This is a genomic window from Streptomyces sp. NPDC001507, from assembly GCF_042894765.1.
Lineage (GTDB): Bacteria > Actinomycetota > Actinomycetes > Streptomycetales > Streptomycetaceae > Streptomyces.
Window position 1 is genome coordinate 42,767 of the sequence record NZ_JBIAVV010000006.1, and the last position, 16,397, is coordinate 59,163.

A 16,397-nucleotide genomic window follows, 5' to 3' on the forward strand; every position below is an offset into this window, starting at 1 on the left:
CGTACAGGCGTCGCTCCTGGTGACACGCCCGATACGGCCGCAACGCTGGCCGCATGCACACGACGTTCTTCCCTCTCCCCGGCCCCACGGGGACCAGCGAGTTCGCGATGTCCTTCACCTCGACCCCGCGAGGCGCCCGCCTGGCCCGGCTGTTCGTCTCGCACTGCCTGGACTCCTGGGGCCACCCGTACGACAGCGACGTCAACGAGGCACTGACCCTGATCACCGCCGAACTGTGCGCCAACGCCGTACGGCACGGCCGGGTCCCCGGACGGGACTTCCACGTACGGCTGACCACTGAGGCAGGGGGTGCACTCCGGCTGGAGGTGTCGGACGCCCGTGGCGAGCGCCGACCCACCGTCGTCCCTCCCACGGAGCCCGACGCCGAATCCGGCCGCGGCCTGCTCCTCGTCACCGCCCTGGCCGACGACTGGGGCGTCACTGACCGTTGCCACGGCCCGGGCAAGACCGTGTGGGCGTCCTTGAGCGCACCCGCTCGCCAGGCGGAATGACCACGCCGGACACACAGACCCATGTCAGCGTTCCCGGATACGCTGAGCCACGATGTTCCACGTGTGGAAGATGACCATCCATCCGTGGAAGCCGAACAGGACGGAGGGGCGATGCTGACCCGGTTGGAGGTCCATGGGTTCAAGAACCTGCTGGACCTGTCCATCGACTTCGGACCGTTCACCTGTATCGCGGGAGAGAACGGTACCGGCAAGTCGAACGTGTTCGACGCGATCCAGTTCCTGTCCCTCCTTGCCGACCGTTCCATGATGGAGGCCGCACAAGAGGTCCGCGGGGTGCACGGCGAGCGCCACGGCGACCCGAGGGATCTTTTCTGGAAGGGCTACGCGGCAGGACAGCACCGGATGCGCTTCGCCGCCGAAATGATCGTCCCACCGGTGATCGAGGACGACTTCGGGCGGGTCGCCAAACCGACGACCACCTTCCTGCGCTACGAGCTGGAGATCGGCTACCAGGAACCCTCCGGGCTGGACCGCTTCGGACGGTTGACGCTGCTCCGTGAGAACCTGCACCACATCACCAAAGGCGCCGCCAAGAACCACATGCGTTTCCCCCACAGCGCCGGCCGTTTCCGCAACGAGGTCATCATCGGGCACCGCAGCGGCGCGCCCTACATCTCGACCGACGCGGACGCATCGTCCGGCGAGCCCATCGTCAAGATCCACCAAGACGGCGGCAGCCGCGGCCAGCCCAAGCCTGCAGCGGCCTCACGTGCCCCGGCCACGGTCGTCTCGACCATCACATCGAGCGACGACCCGACGATCCTCGCCGCCCGGCGAGAGATGGAGTCGTGGCGCCGACTCGCCCTCGAACCCTCCGCGCTGCGCAGCGCGGACCGTTACATGGATCCACAGAGCATGGATGTCGACGGCTCGCACCTGCCCGCAGCCCTCTACCGTGTCGCGCACACCCTGCCCGAGACAGATCCCGACCAGGTGTACGCGCGTGTGGCCGGCCGGCTGTCGGATCTGACGGGGGTACAGGTCCGCGAACTCGGAGTGGACCAGGACGAGGTGCGGCAGTTGTTGACGGTCCAGGTCCGGGAGTCGGACGGGATGCTCCTGCCGGCACGCAGTCTGTCCGAGGGCACGCTTCGCTTCCTCGCGCTGTGCGTGCTGCTCGAGGATCCCACCGTGCGCGGCATGATCTGCATGGAGGAGCCGGAGAACGGCATCCATCCGGCAAACCTCAACCCCATGGTGGAACTCGTCCAGGAACTCGCGGTGGACCCCAGCGAGGAGCCTGGACCGGACAATCCTTTCCGGCAAGTTCTCATCAACACCCACTCGCCTGGCGTCGTACAGCTCGTCTCCCCTGAAGATCTGCTCTTCGCGGACGCGACCATGCAGCGGATGGAAGACGGCACACTGACCCACGGCCTCCGGCTGCGCCCGCTGGATGGCACGTGGCGCGTCACGGACGGGAGGCGGGACTATGTCACCAAGGCGGACATCCTTCCGTACCTGACCACTCCGCCCGGTGCTCAGATCACCCTCGATCTGGGGGCGGCGTGACCCTGCGCATCCTCTTCACCGGCGAGGGAACGAGTGACAACGGGCTGGTGCCCCATATCGAGGCGGTGGCGGCTGAGGGCGGCACACAAGCCGTGGTGACCGCGCCGGACTTCGGCCGCCTCGGGTTTACGGAATGCCATGGAGTAGCGGACAAACTCCGTGCCGTACGGGATCTCGGAGATGCCTATGACCTGGTGATCGTGCACCGGGACGCCGATAGTGTGGCTCCGGAGAAGCGGCACCAGGAGGTGGCCCAGGCCGTCACGTCGGAGTGGCCTGGTCGCCCCCACATAGCTGTCGTACCGGTGCGAGCCCTGGAAGCCTGGCTGCTCCTCGACGAAGCGGCCATCCGCCGAGTCGCGGAAAATCCCCGTGGGCGGATGAAGCTCGAACTGCCCAAGGGCAGCGCCGCCGAACGGATCAGCGATCCGAAGAAACTCTTGCAGGAGACGCTGGCCACGGCGAGTGGTGTCTCCGGACGCCGTCTGGCCACGTTCCGCGGCCGCTTCCTGCGACACCGGCACAAACTCCTGGAAGCCCTCGACACCCACGGGCCGGTGTCCCAGTTGCCTTCCTGGCAGGCATTCATGACCGATCTCAGAGCGGCACTGGAGCATGCATGACAGCAGAGGCAGCGCCGCCCCCCTGCGACAGCAGGTATGTCGTTCCCGCATCCAGCCGATAGGTTTCCCATGCCTGGCCGCCTCCTCGAACTCCACGTCGAGAACTTCCGTAGCCTGCGCGACGTGACCGTGCCGCTCGGTCCCCTCACGGTGCTGGTGGGCCCGAACGGCGCGGGCAAGTCCAATGTGCTGAAGGTCTTCGACTTCCTCGCCGACATCATCCGCACCGACCTCCAGCCGGCGCTGGACTCGCGCGGCGGGTTCGACGAGGTGGCCTTCTGGGGCGGGAGCAGGCCGCCGACCACTCTGCGTATCCACCTCAAGGCGACCTGGACGACCAACTCCACTCTCAACGCGCCGGACGAATACGGACTGACCATCCGGCGCCGTTCCCTGCGGTCGAGACAAACCGATGAACGGTCGCCCTACTACGCCCTGTCCCGTGAGGAGAGCTTCGCGTTCAAGCGCAAGCAGGGGCGTGGTCGACGCATCACCATCAAGGGTGAGGAGGCGCGCATCCTCGACGTGCGGGCCGGCGAGAGCAAGGACAGCGGCAGCTTCGGTATCCGCAGGCTCAGCAGCGGTCTGTCCACGCTGCCCCGGCTCGGTCCCGCCGACGGCGGCGACGAGGTGACACGGGTCGCAGACCGGCTGTCGTCGTTCCGGGTCTTCGACGTCGACGTGGCAGCAGCCCGTCAGCCGACCCGCCTGCACGGAACGGGCTCCGAGGCCCTCTCGCCGCACGCCGAGAACCTGGCCGGGTTCCTGATCCACCTCAGACTGCACGACGAGACCTGGGACGATCTGGTCGCCGACGCCCGTACGGTCCTGCCGCAGTTGGAGAACATCGAGTTCGAGACGGTCGGCGGGGAGACGAACCAGGCAATCGTCGTGCTGCGCGAGCGCGGCCTGCGCCGCCTGACCCCGCTCGCCGACGCGTCGTACGGCACGGTCCGTCTGCTGGGACTGCTCGCCCTGCTGTACGACCCCAACCCGCCGGCGTTCACCTGTATCGAGGAGATCGACCACGGGCTGCACCCGCAAGCCCTGGAACTCGTCGTGCAGCGGCTGCGCGAAGCCGCCGAGCGGACGCAGTTCATCGTGGCCACCCACTCCCCCGCGCTCGTCAACCGGCTGCGACCGGAGGAGTTCGTGGTGTGCGACCGCGACGACGAGGGTGCGTCGATCATCCCCGCGCTGACCGTGGACGAGGTGAAGTCCATCGTCGAGGAGTCCGGCGAACAGCCCCTCGGAGAGCTGTGGTTCTCAGGTGTCCTCGGCGGCGACCTCACCGGAGGTGAGCTGTGACCCCGGGCGGGCGACGGGCCGGCGGGCGGGCGTCCAGGGGCCAGGCGCGGGGCGTCATCGTGCTGGCCGGTGAGGACCAGAACGACTGCCAGATCCTCGCCGAGCTGATACGCGCGCACCGGCCCGATCTGAGCGAGACCGCCAAGCTGGTCCGCATCAACGACCCGGTGCGGCTGCGCAGGAAGTCCGGCGCGGAGCTGGCCGCCGCCGTGAAGACCCTGGCCGGGAAGGCCCGCGCGAAGGCCCTCCGGGAGCGCGCCGACCTGCTCGGCTTCGTCGTCCACGAGGACCTGGACGGCTACGCGGATGCCGGTTACGACCGGATCCGCAAGGCACTCGCCGACGAACTGGGCCGCCAGTGCCCGCAGTTCCGCACTGCTCTCGCGCTCGCCGCCTGGGAGAGCGAAAGCTGGTTGCTGCTGTTCCCGGACGCCTTTCCGCAGGTGCGTCCGCGGTGGAAGGTGCCGGCGAAGCTCCTGGACAAGGACACCGGGCGTATCAGGGACGCCAAGGAGGAACTCAAGCGCGGGCTCGGCCTGCCGGTGTTCCGGGAGAGCGACGGCCCGGCGGTGGCCCGCGAGGCGCTCACCCTTCGGCTGATCCCCTCCCCCCGCGGCAGCAACCGCTCGTACGACGACTTCGTGGGCGACCTCACAGGCTGGAGCTGACCGCCTGAAGGTCGCCGGTGCACGTCTGGTGCCGCGGTCAACCCGACGCGAGCCCTAGGAGTCCCAGCGCCGTGCTGATCACCGTGAGGACGTTGTTGGCGTCACCGCAGAAGGTCCTCAACTGGTTGAGCATCGCACCCGCGACACTACGGCCCGGTTCCTCGGTGACCCTCTGGTCGCGGATCAGGCCGAGCAGCGCCTCACAGCGTTCGGGGGCGGTGACCTTGGTCCGCTCCTGTGCGAGCGCCGTTTCGAGATCCTTGACCGTCTGCGACCAGCGGTCGGCGGCACCGGGGCCGGAGGCAATGGTCACCATGCTCTGACTCGAGCCGGAGGAGTGCGGTTGGCTCTGCACATTGCCCATGGTTCCCGAGTTGACGATGCCGGAGTTGACGTCGCGGGCGGCCGGCTCCGGGCTCCCGTCCCCGTCCTCACGCTCATCGGCGGGCTCTTCGTCGCGGCGGCGGAAGATGTTCAAGGTGTGTCTCCCTTGGGCGGTGGTGTCCGGGTCATGGTGGTCGTCGAGTGGCGGGCGCCAGGCTGGTTCTGCACGTCGCCCATGACACCCGAGTTGATGACACCGCTGTTTTGCAGGATGTACGTGGCCTGCTGCACGAAGGCGCTGATGTCGACGTTGTGGTCCTTGAGGAACCCGAGGGCCGCGCGGAAGACGCAGCGCTGCATCCAGTCCACGTATCTGCGGGCGTCGTCGTACTGGAGCATGTCGTCCATGAAGTGCGAGGAGTAGACCTCGCGCAGGCTCACCGGACCTTTACCGGGGTCCATCGGCGGACGACGTGAGTGCAGCGGTGCGCGCAGGCGGTTGAGGAACGCGAAGACGTCCAGCAGCGCGTTGAGTACCGTGCGGGCGTGCCATCCGCCTCCGCCGCGCTGCGTGTCCTTCACTGCGGTGCGCAATGTGGGGTGGATCGGATTGATGACCTGCGCGCGTAGGGTGATGCGCAGGAAATGGTGCTCATAGGCGAAGCTCACGTACAGCGCTGCGACCAGTTCGCCGTCCCAGGACACGATCCGTGCGCACAGCATCCTGCGGGCCTCTTTCGGGGCCGCGCTCGCGCCGTCCGTGCCCGTGCCCTGCCGGGCGAGGACAAGGAGGGAGTCCCATTCGGCGTCGGTGATGTCGTCCCAGCGTTCGGCCGAGACGGCGGCGATGTCGAAGACGTCCAGCCTGTTGTCCGGATGGTAGGCGGGCCGGCTGTCGAGCAGCTTGGTCAGTTCGACGGCGACGTGGCGGTGGAGTTCGTCGGGGGTGAAGTCGGCGAAGGTGCGGCCCGCCGTGCCGTGCATGATCTCCTCGACACTGCGGAACGTCCGGCGGACGATCTTCTCCTCCTCCGTCTCGTTGCGCAGGGTGTCCTGGTCGTCCGCTGCCATGACGTCCATACCGATGGCGTTGTCGGACCACAACGTGCCGGCGCCTACGAGGTTGTGCAGGGGCTCGGTGCCGCCACGCAGCCGCAGCGCGTACGGCACCACGAGGCCGTCGCGCTCGGGCGGTTCTCGGCGCAGCACACGGCGCCGCCGGGGCCCTATCCACCAGCGCAGGTCGCGTGCCGGACGCCGGGCGGTCCAGCAGGTCCGGCGGAACCGTACGTAGGCGTACACGCGGTCCGCGTAGCAGACGGTCCACGCACCGCCCGCCAAGAGGGGCAGGACGAGGGCGAAGCCCGTGGCCCAGCCGGTTACGGCGGCGCCGGCCAGGACCGCGACGAGCAGCGCCCTCCTCAGTAGGGTGAGGCTCTCCGCGGTGGCCGCGCTCTGCAGGACCGGGGTGAGGTGGAAGCCGTGCGGCGGAACCGGATGGCCGCGGGCGACACGGCGGCGTACCCAGCGAACATAGTCGTGGCCGAGGAAAACCGGCCACTGGCTGTCCACCGGGCGCAGGTCCTCGACGACCGCCTTCAGCGCGCGTTCCCGCTTCTCGCGGTCACGTCGGGTGACGAAGATCCATGCCATGCGCGGCGCGACGGTCGCGTAGCGCGAGATCAGCCTCGCCAGCCTCTCGGCGTGATCGTCACGGAGGTACGGGGCGGCGCAGAACCAGCCGGTGACGTCGGAGGTGTCCGGTCGGCCCCGCTCGCTCTCCTCGCCAGGCGGCGCCTCTCGCGCAGGTCCGTGCGGTTCCGGCCGATCATCCGGCAGCGGCATGACCGGTTCCCTGTACAAGGTGATCCGCCGTCGTTTCTGCGGAGGCGGCCCGACGTTCGGCTTCTTGTCCGGTTTATCGGTGTTCTCCTCGGAACGCTCGAAATCGGTCCCCAGCCCCAACGTGCTTGCCCCCTCGACTTGCCGCGGTGGAGACAGGGTGGTGGCTCATGGCTCGCCAGAGAAGGGGGCGGTCGCTCCGACAATAGGTTTTGAGTCATCGGCATCGCCGAGCACCCGCATCCCGCCGTGCCGCGTGGCCGAAGTCCGGGATTCGGCCAGGTGGGTGTCATTGTCCGAGGTGGGCGCTATTTTTGATGCTGATCGTCACGGGTGTCGGCGCCGGTAGTAGCGGTGGTGCGTACCGGCGGTCCCGGTAACCGACTTGTCCGAAAGGTCCTCGTGAAGCCCACCCTGGCCGCCGCGCAGCTCCGCGGCAGTCTGACGCAGTACCTCACGACGACGTACGCGCTGGCCGACGAAGACACGCGGCTCGCGCTGGAGCGGTTCCTCGGGGATCCGGAGACGGGCATCTTCCGGGGGCCGTACCTACGGATCAGGACGCCGTTCCACCCCGCCGGCGACGGGTGGCAGTCGGCGCTGGAGTGGCAGCCGTCGTTCACGCCGTGGCGGCACCAGGCGACGGCGTGGGAGCGGCTGAGCACGTACAAGGGCGCCGCCGAGCCGACGCTCGTGACGACCGGCACCGGATCCGGCAAGACCGAGTCGTTCCTGATTCCCGTGCTCGACCACTGCCGGCGACAGAAGGGGCTGGGGCGGCGCGGGGTGAAGGCCGTGCTGCTGTACCCGATGAACGCGCTCGCCACCGACCAGGCGGGCCGTATCGGCGACTACCTGGCGCAGCCCGAACTGGCGCAAGTGACGGCCGGTCTCTACATCGGCGACAAACCGGACATGGACTTCCGGCGGGTGATGACGCGGCGCGAGGAGATGCGCCAGTCGCCGCCGGACGTGCTGATCACCAACTACAAGATGCTGGACCTGCTGCTGCAGCGGGCCGAGGACCGCCCGCTGTGGGAGGGCGCGGAACCCGCGTACGTGGTGCTGGACGAGTTCCACACCTACGACGGCGCGCAGGGCACCGACGTGGCGATGCTGCTGCGGCGGCTGGCGGCGGCCGTGGGCGCCTCCGAGCCGGGCCGGCCGCTCGGTGCCATCTGCCCGGTGGCGACGTCGGCGACCCTCGGCGAGGGCGGGGGCGACACCGGCGGCATCCTCACCGTCGCCGAGCAGGTGTTCGGGGTGCCGTTCGGAGCGGACTCGGTGGTCGGTGAGGAGCGGCTGAGCGCCGACGAGTTCGTCGGAGACATCGACTACGAGCTGCCGGAGCCTCCCGGACCCAAGGAGGTCATCGAGGTCTCGGGCGGGCCGGGCGTGGAGTCCGACCCGGACCGGCTCGACCTCGACGGGCTCGCCGAGCGGCTCCTGGGGCGGCGCGGCATGGACGTCTTCCAGATCGGACGGCTGCTGAAGAAGCACGACTTCACCCACGGTGTGCTCGCGCTGCTGAACGGCGAGCCGCTCGACGAGTGGGGGCTGCGGGACCGTATGGCCCGCTTCGGGTACGCGTGGGCGCGCACCGCGCGGGAGAACCCGCGGCTCGCGCTGGAGGCCCTGTCCCGGTTCGTGGCGCTGCTGTCGTCCGCGCGGGACCCGGAGTCCGACGAGCGCAGGCCGCGTCCGCTGCTGCACATCGAGGCGCACTTGTGGGTCCGACCGGTGGGGCGGGTGCTCAGCGGGGTGAGCGGCCGGCCGGAGTTCCGCTGGTACGAGGACGAGCGGGCCCTCGCGCGGCGTTCCGCGCTGACCACGGCCCTTCTGTCCGAGGACCTGTCCGACAGCGCCGAATGGCCGACGGCGGACTCCCGGAGGCCGCCGGCGCTGCCCGGTTCCGACACCGTTCAGCGGCCGGCGCAGACTCATCTGCCCGCGATCTACTGCCGCGTGTGCGGCCGGTCCGGCTGGGCGGCGCTGTCCCCGGAGGCCGATCCGCAGAAACTGGAGACCAGCCCGCCGAAGATCTGGTCGGCGTCCGTCGGACGGGACAAGCGGCGGCTGCGGTACTTCATCTCGGCGACCCCGGCCGAGGCGAGGGACGCTCTCGCGGCGCTCACCGGCGCCGCGCCGAAGCAGGCGGGCGGCGCCGATCCGATGTCCGTGGTGGTGCTGGACGGGACGCAGGGCAGTTACCGCCTGCCCGTCGCCGAGGACGGGGAGGGCTTGCAGGACGCCTGGTTCGCACGGGCCGTCCTGGACAAGAAGACCGCCGACCAGGCCGCCAAGGACGACACCTGCCCGGCCTGCGGCACGGACAACGGCATCAGGTTCCTCGGTACCGCGCTCGCCGCACTGGCCTCCGCCACCGTCACCCAGCTGTTCACCGGCGGCCACGAGATCGCGCTGGCGCCGGAGGAACGCAAGACGCTGCTGTTCAACGACTCCACGCAGGACGCGGCGCACCGGGCCGGTTATGTCGCCAACGCCTCGTACAAGTTCTCGCTGCGCTCGCTGCTGGCGCACCAACTGGACGACACCGGTGCGCCGGTTCCGCTCAACGACCTCATCGGCGACGTCCTGGACTCCGTGGACGACCCGCAGACGCTGGCCGCGGTCGTCCCGCCGGACCTGCACGACGAACCTGGCGTGGACCGGCTCCTGTCAGGGCGCGGCACCGGGGACGCGCGGACCTGGAAACTCATCGGCGAACGGCTCGCCTTCGCGGCCGTCATGGAGTTCGGGCTGCGGTCGCGGCTAGGGCGCACACTGGAGCTGACCCGGACCACGGCCGCGGAGGTGGTGATCGCCGAACCGGACCGGATCGTCGCGCTCGCCCGTGACCTGCACCTCACGCTGCCAGGACAGCTGGGGCTGGACGGCGGCCTGCCCACGCCCGAGCGGTATCTGGCGTACGTACGGGGGCTGCTGGAGCGGATGCGGCTGCGCGGCGGCGTGCGGCACCGGTGGCTGGACACCTGGATCAGGGAAGCGGGTGTCAACCAGTACCTGATCTCCGGACAGCGGCCGGAGGGGATGCCGGCCTTCCCCGAGGGGTACGTGGCACCGCCGAGGTTCCTGCTCGCCGGCCCCAAGGAGAAGACGAAGTTCGACACGATCACCGGTCGCGGCAACTGGTACCAGGACTGGACCCGGCGCTGCCTCGGCCTGGACGCGGCGCAGGCGACCGAGTACCTGCGCAGGCTGCTGCCGGTTCTCGCGGACGAGGGCGTGCTGTCGGCACGCACCGCCAAGGACCGCACGAGTCGCGTCTACGGGCTGCAGCCGGGCCACATCCATGTGCGGCTGCTGGCGGACGACCTGGTCAACAAGGCGTTCGTGTCCTGCGAGGAGTGCGGGTGGCAGCAGGTGGTGCCGCCCGAGCGGCGCACCCGCTGGTACGGGCACCCCTGCCCGCGCTGGCGCTGCACGGGCATCCTCACCCCGCCCCAGTACGGCATGTCGTCGTCCGGCGCGGGCGGCGGCGGCTTCGGCGGGAAGCTGGAGCGTGACTACCGGGCCGACTACTACCGCCGTCTGTATCTGACCGGCGGCACCTACCGGGTCGTCACGGCCGAGCACACCGGCATGCTGACCCGGCCCGAACGGGAGCGCGTGGAGCGGACGTTCCGGCAGGGCGTCCACTACACCGACCCCAACGTGCTCTCCTGCACGCCCACCCTGGAACTGGGCATCGACATCGGCGACCTGTCGGCGGTGCTGCTCGGCTCGCTGCCGGGCGGCCCGGCGAACTACGTGCAGCGCGCCGGGCGCGCAGGACGCCGGACCGGCAACGCGCTGGTGGTCGCCTTCGGCGGGCGCCGGGCCCGCGACCGGTACTACCTGGACGACCCGACGGAGATGATCGCCGGTGACATCGTGCCGCCGGGCTGCTACCTGTCGGCCGTCGAGATCCTGCGCCGCCAGTACACGGCGCACCTGCTGGACCGGGCGGCGCGCGGCGAGCTGACGACGGCGGACGGCGAGCCGCTCATGCCGGTACCGCGCCTGTCGTCGGCGCTGTTCGGCGCGACCGGCTGGTGCCAGGACCTGTCGGAGGCGGCGCTCACCCACGGGGCGCGGCTGGTGGAGGAGTTCCTGGCGCTGTTCCCGCAGGCCCCCGGCGGCCCGGACGACGACCGGGGGGTGTCCGCGCACGCCGCGGACGAACTGCGCGCCTACGCCACCGGCGGCATCGCGCGCGCCCTGCAGGAGGCCGAGGAGGAGTGGACGGCGCGCCGCGAGGAACTGCGCCGCCGCATCGCCGCCATCGACACCGCGGTGGACGGTCTGCTCGCCGAGGACCGGGAGCAGGGCGCCGAGCGGCGTGAGCTGCTCGCGGAACGGCGTGCCACGGGCGAGCTGCTGCGTCAGCTGAGCCAGGCCAGTGCGCACGGCGCCCTCGTCGAACTGGGTCTGCTGCCCAACTACAGCCTCACCGACACGACGACGTCGCTGGAGGCCACGCTCTACTGGAAGGAGGCCGCCGGTGACGACGAGGGCCCGGAGGCGCCGGAGGGCGACGACGAACGCCGGGAGTGGGTGTACCACAGCGAGGTGCGCGACTACGAGCGTTCCCGCAAGCTGGCCCTGACCGAACTCGCGCCCGGCAACAGCTTCTACGTCAATGGCTACCGGCACGTCGTGCGCGCCCTCGACATCGGCAGCCCGGAGCGGCGTGCCTGGGCGGTGTGGCGTCTCTGCCCGGCCTGCGGGTACGCGCGCACGCACGGCGATCCGAAGAACGACACCTCACCGTGCCCGCGGTGCGGTTCCCGGGAGATCGCCGACGCGGGATGCGTGCACCACGTGCTGGAGCCCCGGCGCGTGATGTCCCGGGACAAGCGGGACGACGCCCGGGTGCGGGACGACCGTGACGAACGGGACCGGAGGCGGTACGCGGTCCTCACCACGGTCGACATCGACCCCGCCCATCTGGCGGCCGGATCGTGGCGGCACGACACCGCCGTCTTCGGCGCCGACTTCACACGCAAGGCCGTCGTCCGCACCCTGAACCTCGGGGTCGACCGGCAGGACGGCAGCAGCACGGTTCCGCTGGCCGGTGACGACGTGCGCCTGAACCCGTTCTATGTGTGCGCCAGTTGTGGTGGGGCGACGGCTGACGGGCGGCCGGTCGTCGACCAGTCGCAGCACGCGCTCACCGCCTCCCTCGCCCGGTCGACGCGTGCGAGCGCCCACCACCAGCTGTGGTGCCCGCGCCGACGGCTGCGCGGCAGCGGGGAGGAACAGGGCGCCGGTCTGGACGTGCCGCTGCTGCTGGCGCACGAGCTGACGACGGAGGCCGTCCGCATCCTGCTGCCGGCGTCCGTGGCGCGGGCCAAGGAGCGGCTGGCCTCGTTCACCGCCGCGCTGTTCGCGGGCATAGCGGCCCGCTACGGCGGCGACCCCGACCACATCGAGATCACGTCCGCGTCCATGCCGGACGGTGAGGACCGCGACTGGCCGCGCCGGTTCCTCGTGGTGTACGACCGGCTGCCCGGCGGCACCGGCTACCTGCACCGCCTGGCGACCTCCGACGGCTTCCGCGAGGTCCTGCTGAAGGCCCGTGAGGTGATCGAGAGCTGCGGCTGCCTGGAGAAGGGGCTCGACGGCTGCCACCGCTGCCTGCTGCGCCGCGTGCCTCCGGCCGACTACGACAAGGTCAGCCGCAACGAGGTCCGGCAGATGCTGGACGAGCTGCTCGGCGCGGACGGCGAACGCTGGCGCACCTCGCCCGTCGCCACCACCCAGCACATCCCCATGCACCGGCAGGCCGAGAGCGACCTCGAAGTGCTGTTCATCGACACGCTGCGGGAGTGGGCCGGACTGCCTGAGAGCCGGGCCAGCGGCGACGCCTACATAACGCCGGCCGGCACCCACGCCCTGGACCTGCGGCTGACCGCCGCCGACGGCACCACGCTGAGCTGGCGGGTGTCGCAGCAACGCGTCTTCGACGGCACCCGTCCCGACGTCCTGTTCGAACGGCTCGACGCCCCCGGCCCGCGCGTGGCGGTCTACCTGGACGGCTACGAGTTCCACGCCGGCCGGGAGCACAACCGGGTCGGAGACGACGCCGACAAGCGCACGCGGCTGCGCGCGGAAGGCCTCAGGGTCTTCCAGCTCACCTACGGCGACGTGAAGGAGTGGCGGCGCCGCGTCCGCGACACCGGCCACGCGGGTCTCGGACCGGCCGACCCGGTGTGGGAGCCGTACGGCGACCAGGCCCGCGGCAGGGCCCGCGACTACTACGCCAAGGTGTGGAACGGCCTGCCCGGCGAGCTCGCGGAGACGGTCTGGGTCAATCCGGCCGTGCAACTCGTGGAATACCTGCGCCGCCCGGATGCGAAGCGCTGGCGGTGGCGGGCCGAGGCCGCCCTGGCAGGCTTCATGGGAGCCGGGGCCCGCCCCGTCCCGCTGCTGCCGGAGGTTCTGGGCGAGCAGATCGTCGTGGCGCTGCGCGGCGGAACACCCGCTGGGCCACGCGGCCCGGTCCAGCTGTTCACGGTCACCGACCACTCGGGACTGCCGTTGGTGTTCGCCGCGGACGGCCGGGCCAAGCCCCCCGCGTGGACCGGCATCGTCCTCCTCGACGACGCACCCGGCGTCCACGCCCACGAGGAGGCGCACAAACGCCGCTGGCGGGCCTGGCTGTATTGGTCCAACCTGCTCCAGTTCCTGGACACCGGCGGCGGCGACGCCGTCCAGCTCACGACCGGCCGTCTCGCCGGGTTCCCCGTCGAGACCCTGGCGGTCACCGGCGGCAGCGGAGTCCTGGAAAGCGTGCGCGCGACGCTCGCCGTCACCGCGGCCGGCGACGGCAGGCCCGCGCAGGCCGAGCCCGCCGCCCCTTCGCCACAGGCGGCCATCACGGAGGAGCCCGCGGCGGGTGTCGTGCCGCCCACCAGGGACGCGGCATGGGACCGGATCATCGAATACCTCGACCCGGACGAGCCCGGCCTGCTCGCGCTCGCCGAGTCCCTCGCCGCGCGCCGCGCCCGGGTTCCCGAGGACGGCTACGAGCTCGACGAGAACGGCTGGCTGGCCGAGTTGGCCTGGCCGGACGCGCGCGTCGGTGTCGTCCTCGCTCCCCGCCCGCCGGAGGGCGAGGACGAGGATCCGGAGGCAGTCGACCGCGACCGTGCGTTCGCCGCGGCCGGCTGGGAGGTGCGCCCTGCCACCGGCTGGACCGCCGACGACATCACCGACCGACTCGACGGCGCGCCACCGGCCGGCGGCCGGGAACGTCCCGGCCGGCCTGACGACACCACCACGGACAATGGACAGGAAGAGCGACCGTGACCGGCAAGAACGTGACGCTGCGCCTGCTCGACAAGGCGGACCGGGAGATCCTCAAGCTCCCCCGCCCGGTCAAGGGCGCCATCTACGACTTCCAGCACAAGTTCAAGACCAACCCCGACTCGGCGGGACTGCGTCTCAAGCAGCTGCAGGGCCACGACAAGCTGCACTCGGCACGAGTCAACGACGAATATCGCGCGCTGCTGCTGCGCCTGGCCGACGACGACTGGCTGATCGTCTCGGTCAAGCACCGCAAAGACGTCTACGAGCACCTGGACCGGCTCACGTACTCGGTCAACCGCGTCACGGGCGGCATCGAGTACGTGGACCTGCAGGTCGTGCAGGAAGAGGTGCTCACTCCCGCGGCCCCGCGGGCCACTGCACCCACCGAGCCCGTCCCTCCCGCCGAGCCGGCCGCTCCGCGGCCGCTGTTCGCGAAGTGGTCGGAACAGCAGCTCACCGACCTGGGTGTGGCCCCGTCGCTGACCCCGGTCATCGCCGCGCTGACCACGGAGGACCAGCTCCTCGGGCTCGTCGAGTACGCGCCGCAGCTCACCGGCGAGGTGCTGCTGGCGCTGTACGACGGCAAGGAGTACGACGACGTCCTCGAACAGGTCACCGCCCCGGTCGCGGCGCCGGAACCGGTGGACCCGGAAGACTTCCAGGCTGCCGTCGAACGTCCCGCCACCATCGTCACCACGACCGACGAAGCGCTGCGCGAGGCGCTCGAGGGTGAGGACTTCGGGCGCTGGAAGGTCTTCCTGCACCCCACCCAGGCCAAGCTGGTCACGCGGGACTACAGCGGGCCGGCGCGCGTGGGCGGCGGGCCCGGCACCGGCAAGACGATCGTGGCCCTGCACCGGGTCAAGCACCTGGTCGAGCGGCTCCCCGCAGGCCGGACCAAGCCGGTCCTGCTGACCACCTACAACAAGAACCTCGCGGCGGACCTGCGTTCACGGCTTCTCGCCCTGGGCGGCGAGAACCTGCTGTCGCGTGTCGAGATCAGCCATGTCGACCAGCTGGCGCTGCGTACCGTCCGGGAGGCGGAGCCGGGCAATCGCAAGCGGATCGTCGACGAGTCTCAGGCGGTCCGCGAATGGCGCTCGCTCCTGGACGAACTCGGCGAGGACGGCTGGGACGCGGAGTTCCTGCACGACGAATGGACCCAGGTGATCCTCGGCCAGGCCGTCACCTCCCGCGCCGACTACTTCCGGGCACGCCGCGCCGGACGCGGACGCACCGTCAGCCGGTCCGAACGCGCCGAGATCTGGCAGCTCGCCGAGCGCTTCACCCAGCGCCTGGACCGGCTCGAAGTACAGACCTGGGACCAGGTCGCGGAGCGGGCGGCCCAGCTGGAAACGGAGCGCGCCCGGCGTATCCAGGCCATCGACCGGCAGCGGGAGGAAGCGGGCGGCCTCGACAACGTCCACATGGCCGACGGTTCGGGCGGCTGGCTGCGCTACCGGTACCGGCACATCGTGGTGGACGAGGCTCAGGACCTGCGGCCCGCCCACTGGAAGATGCTGCGCGCGATGACCGCTCCGGAACGCAACGACCTCTTCCTGGTCGGCGACACCCACCAGCGCATCTACAAGAACCAGGTGACCCTCGGCAGCCTCGGCATCAACATCCGCGGGCGGTCGTCGAAGCTGTCGCTGAGCTACCGCACCACCCGGCAGATCCTGCGCTCCGCGCTGAACGTGCTCGGCGACGAGACGTACGACGACCTCGACGGCAGCAGCGAGACGCTGGCCGGGTACCGGTCCGTGCTCAGCGGCGCCGTGCCCGACCTGCACCGGTCGGGCGACTGGGCGGACGAGCGCGAGGCGATCGCCGCGCTCATCGAGTCCTGGGGGCAGGTGCCGCACGAGCAGATCGCCATCGCCGTGCCCACCAACCAGATGGCGAGCGAGACCGCCTACACACTCGCCCAGCACGGCATCAGGGCGCTGGAGATCGGCCCGGACGGACCCCGCGGCGACAGCGGCGTCCACATCGGCACGATGTTCCGTTTCAAGGGACTCGAGTACCAGCGCATGATCATCGCCGGCGTGACCGACGGGCTGGTGCCACGTGCGAGCGTCCAGCAACGACGGACCACGGACCCGGCGCGCTACCGGACCGAGATGCAGCGCGCCCGGTCCCTGCTCTTCGTGGCGGCCACGCGCGCCCGCGACAGCCTCGACGTCTTCTGGCACGGGGAGCCGAGCCCGTTCCTGGAGGAACTGATCCGGGTCCGGCCGCCGGTCGCGGCGTGACCGGCCTCTGGGATCGTG

9 protein-coding genes are annotated in these 16,397 nt (G+C 70.6%); 7 read left to right on the forward strand and 2 right to left on the reverse strand.

What is annotated here, in order from left to right; all coding sequences use genetic code 11:
- The first annotated feature begins 53 nt into the window (after positions 1–53).
- The 5 genes from ACFY0K_RS20280 (at position 54) to ACFY0K_RS20300 (ending at position 4,644) form a co-directional block, all read left to right on the forward strand.
- The gene (locus ACFY0K_RS20280; RefSeq protein ID WP_390640998.1) at positions 54–512 is read left to right on the forward strand and encodes an ATP-binding protein; all 459 of its coding nucleotides are present in this window, start codon (positions 54–56) and stop codon (positions 510–512) included.
- Positions 513–533: 21 nt separating this feature from the next.
- A complete protein-coding gene (locus tag ACFY0K_RS20285; protein ID WP_390640999.1) occupies positions 534–2,045 on the forward strand; it encodes an AAA family ATPase in 1,512 nt (503 codons plus the stop codon).
- Positions 2,042–2,668, forward strand: coding sequence for a DUF4276 family protein (locus tag ACFY0K_RS20290; protein ID WP_390641000.1), 627 nt, complete (start codon positions 2,042–2,044; stop codon positions 2,666–2,668). Before ACFY0K_RS20285 ends, ACFY0K_RS20290 begins: the two co-directional genes overlap by 4 nt.
- A gap of 69 nt (positions 2,669–2,737) precedes the next feature.
- Positions 2,738–3,976, forward strand: a complete 1,239-nt coding sequence (locus ACFY0K_RS20295; RefSeq protein WP_390641001.1) for an AAA family ATPase — start codon at positions 2,738–2,740, stop codon at positions 3,974–3,976.
- On the forward strand, positions 3,973–4,644 hold the full coding sequence (locus ACFY0K_RS20300; protein WP_390641002.1) for a hypothetical protein: 672 nt from the start codon (positions 3,973–3,975) through the stop codon (positions 4,642–4,644). Before ACFY0K_RS20295 ends, ACFY0K_RS20300 begins: the two co-directional genes overlap by 4 nt.
- Positions 4,645–4,681: 37 nt before the next feature.
- Here the strand turns inward: ACFY0K_RS20300 and ACFY0K_RS20305 are convergent, their stop codons facing one another.
- Positions 4,682–5,122, reverse strand: coding sequence for a hypothetical protein (locus ACFY0K_RS20305; protein ID WP_390641003.1), 441 nt, complete (start codon positions 5,120–5,122; stop codon positions 4,682–4,684).
- A complete protein-coding gene (locus ACFY0K_RS20310; protein WP_390641004.1) occupies positions 5,119–6,813 on the reverse strand; it encodes a hypothetical protein in 1,695 nt (564 codons plus the stop codon). The genes ACFY0K_RS20305 and ACFY0K_RS20310 overlap by 4 nt, the downstream gene beginning before the upstream one ends.
- Positions 6,814–7,212: 399 nt before the next feature.
- Between ACFY0K_RS20310 and ACFY0K_RS20315 the strand changes: the two genes are divergently transcribed.
- Entirely contained in the window at positions 7,213–14,124 is a 6,912-nt protein-coding gene (locus ACFY0K_RS20315) for a DEAD/DEAH box helicase (RefSeq protein ID WP_390641005.1), read from the forward strand.
- The gene (locus ACFY0K_RS20320) at positions 14,121–16,379 is read left to right on the forward strand and encodes a UvrD-helicase domain-containing protein (RefSeq protein ID WP_390641006.1); all 2,259 of its coding nucleotides are present in this window, start codon (positions 14,121–14,123) and stop codon (positions 16,377–16,379) included. The genes ACFY0K_RS20315 and ACFY0K_RS20320 overlap by 4 nt, the downstream gene beginning before the upstream one ends.
- Positions 16,380–16,397 lie beyond the last annotated feature (18 nt).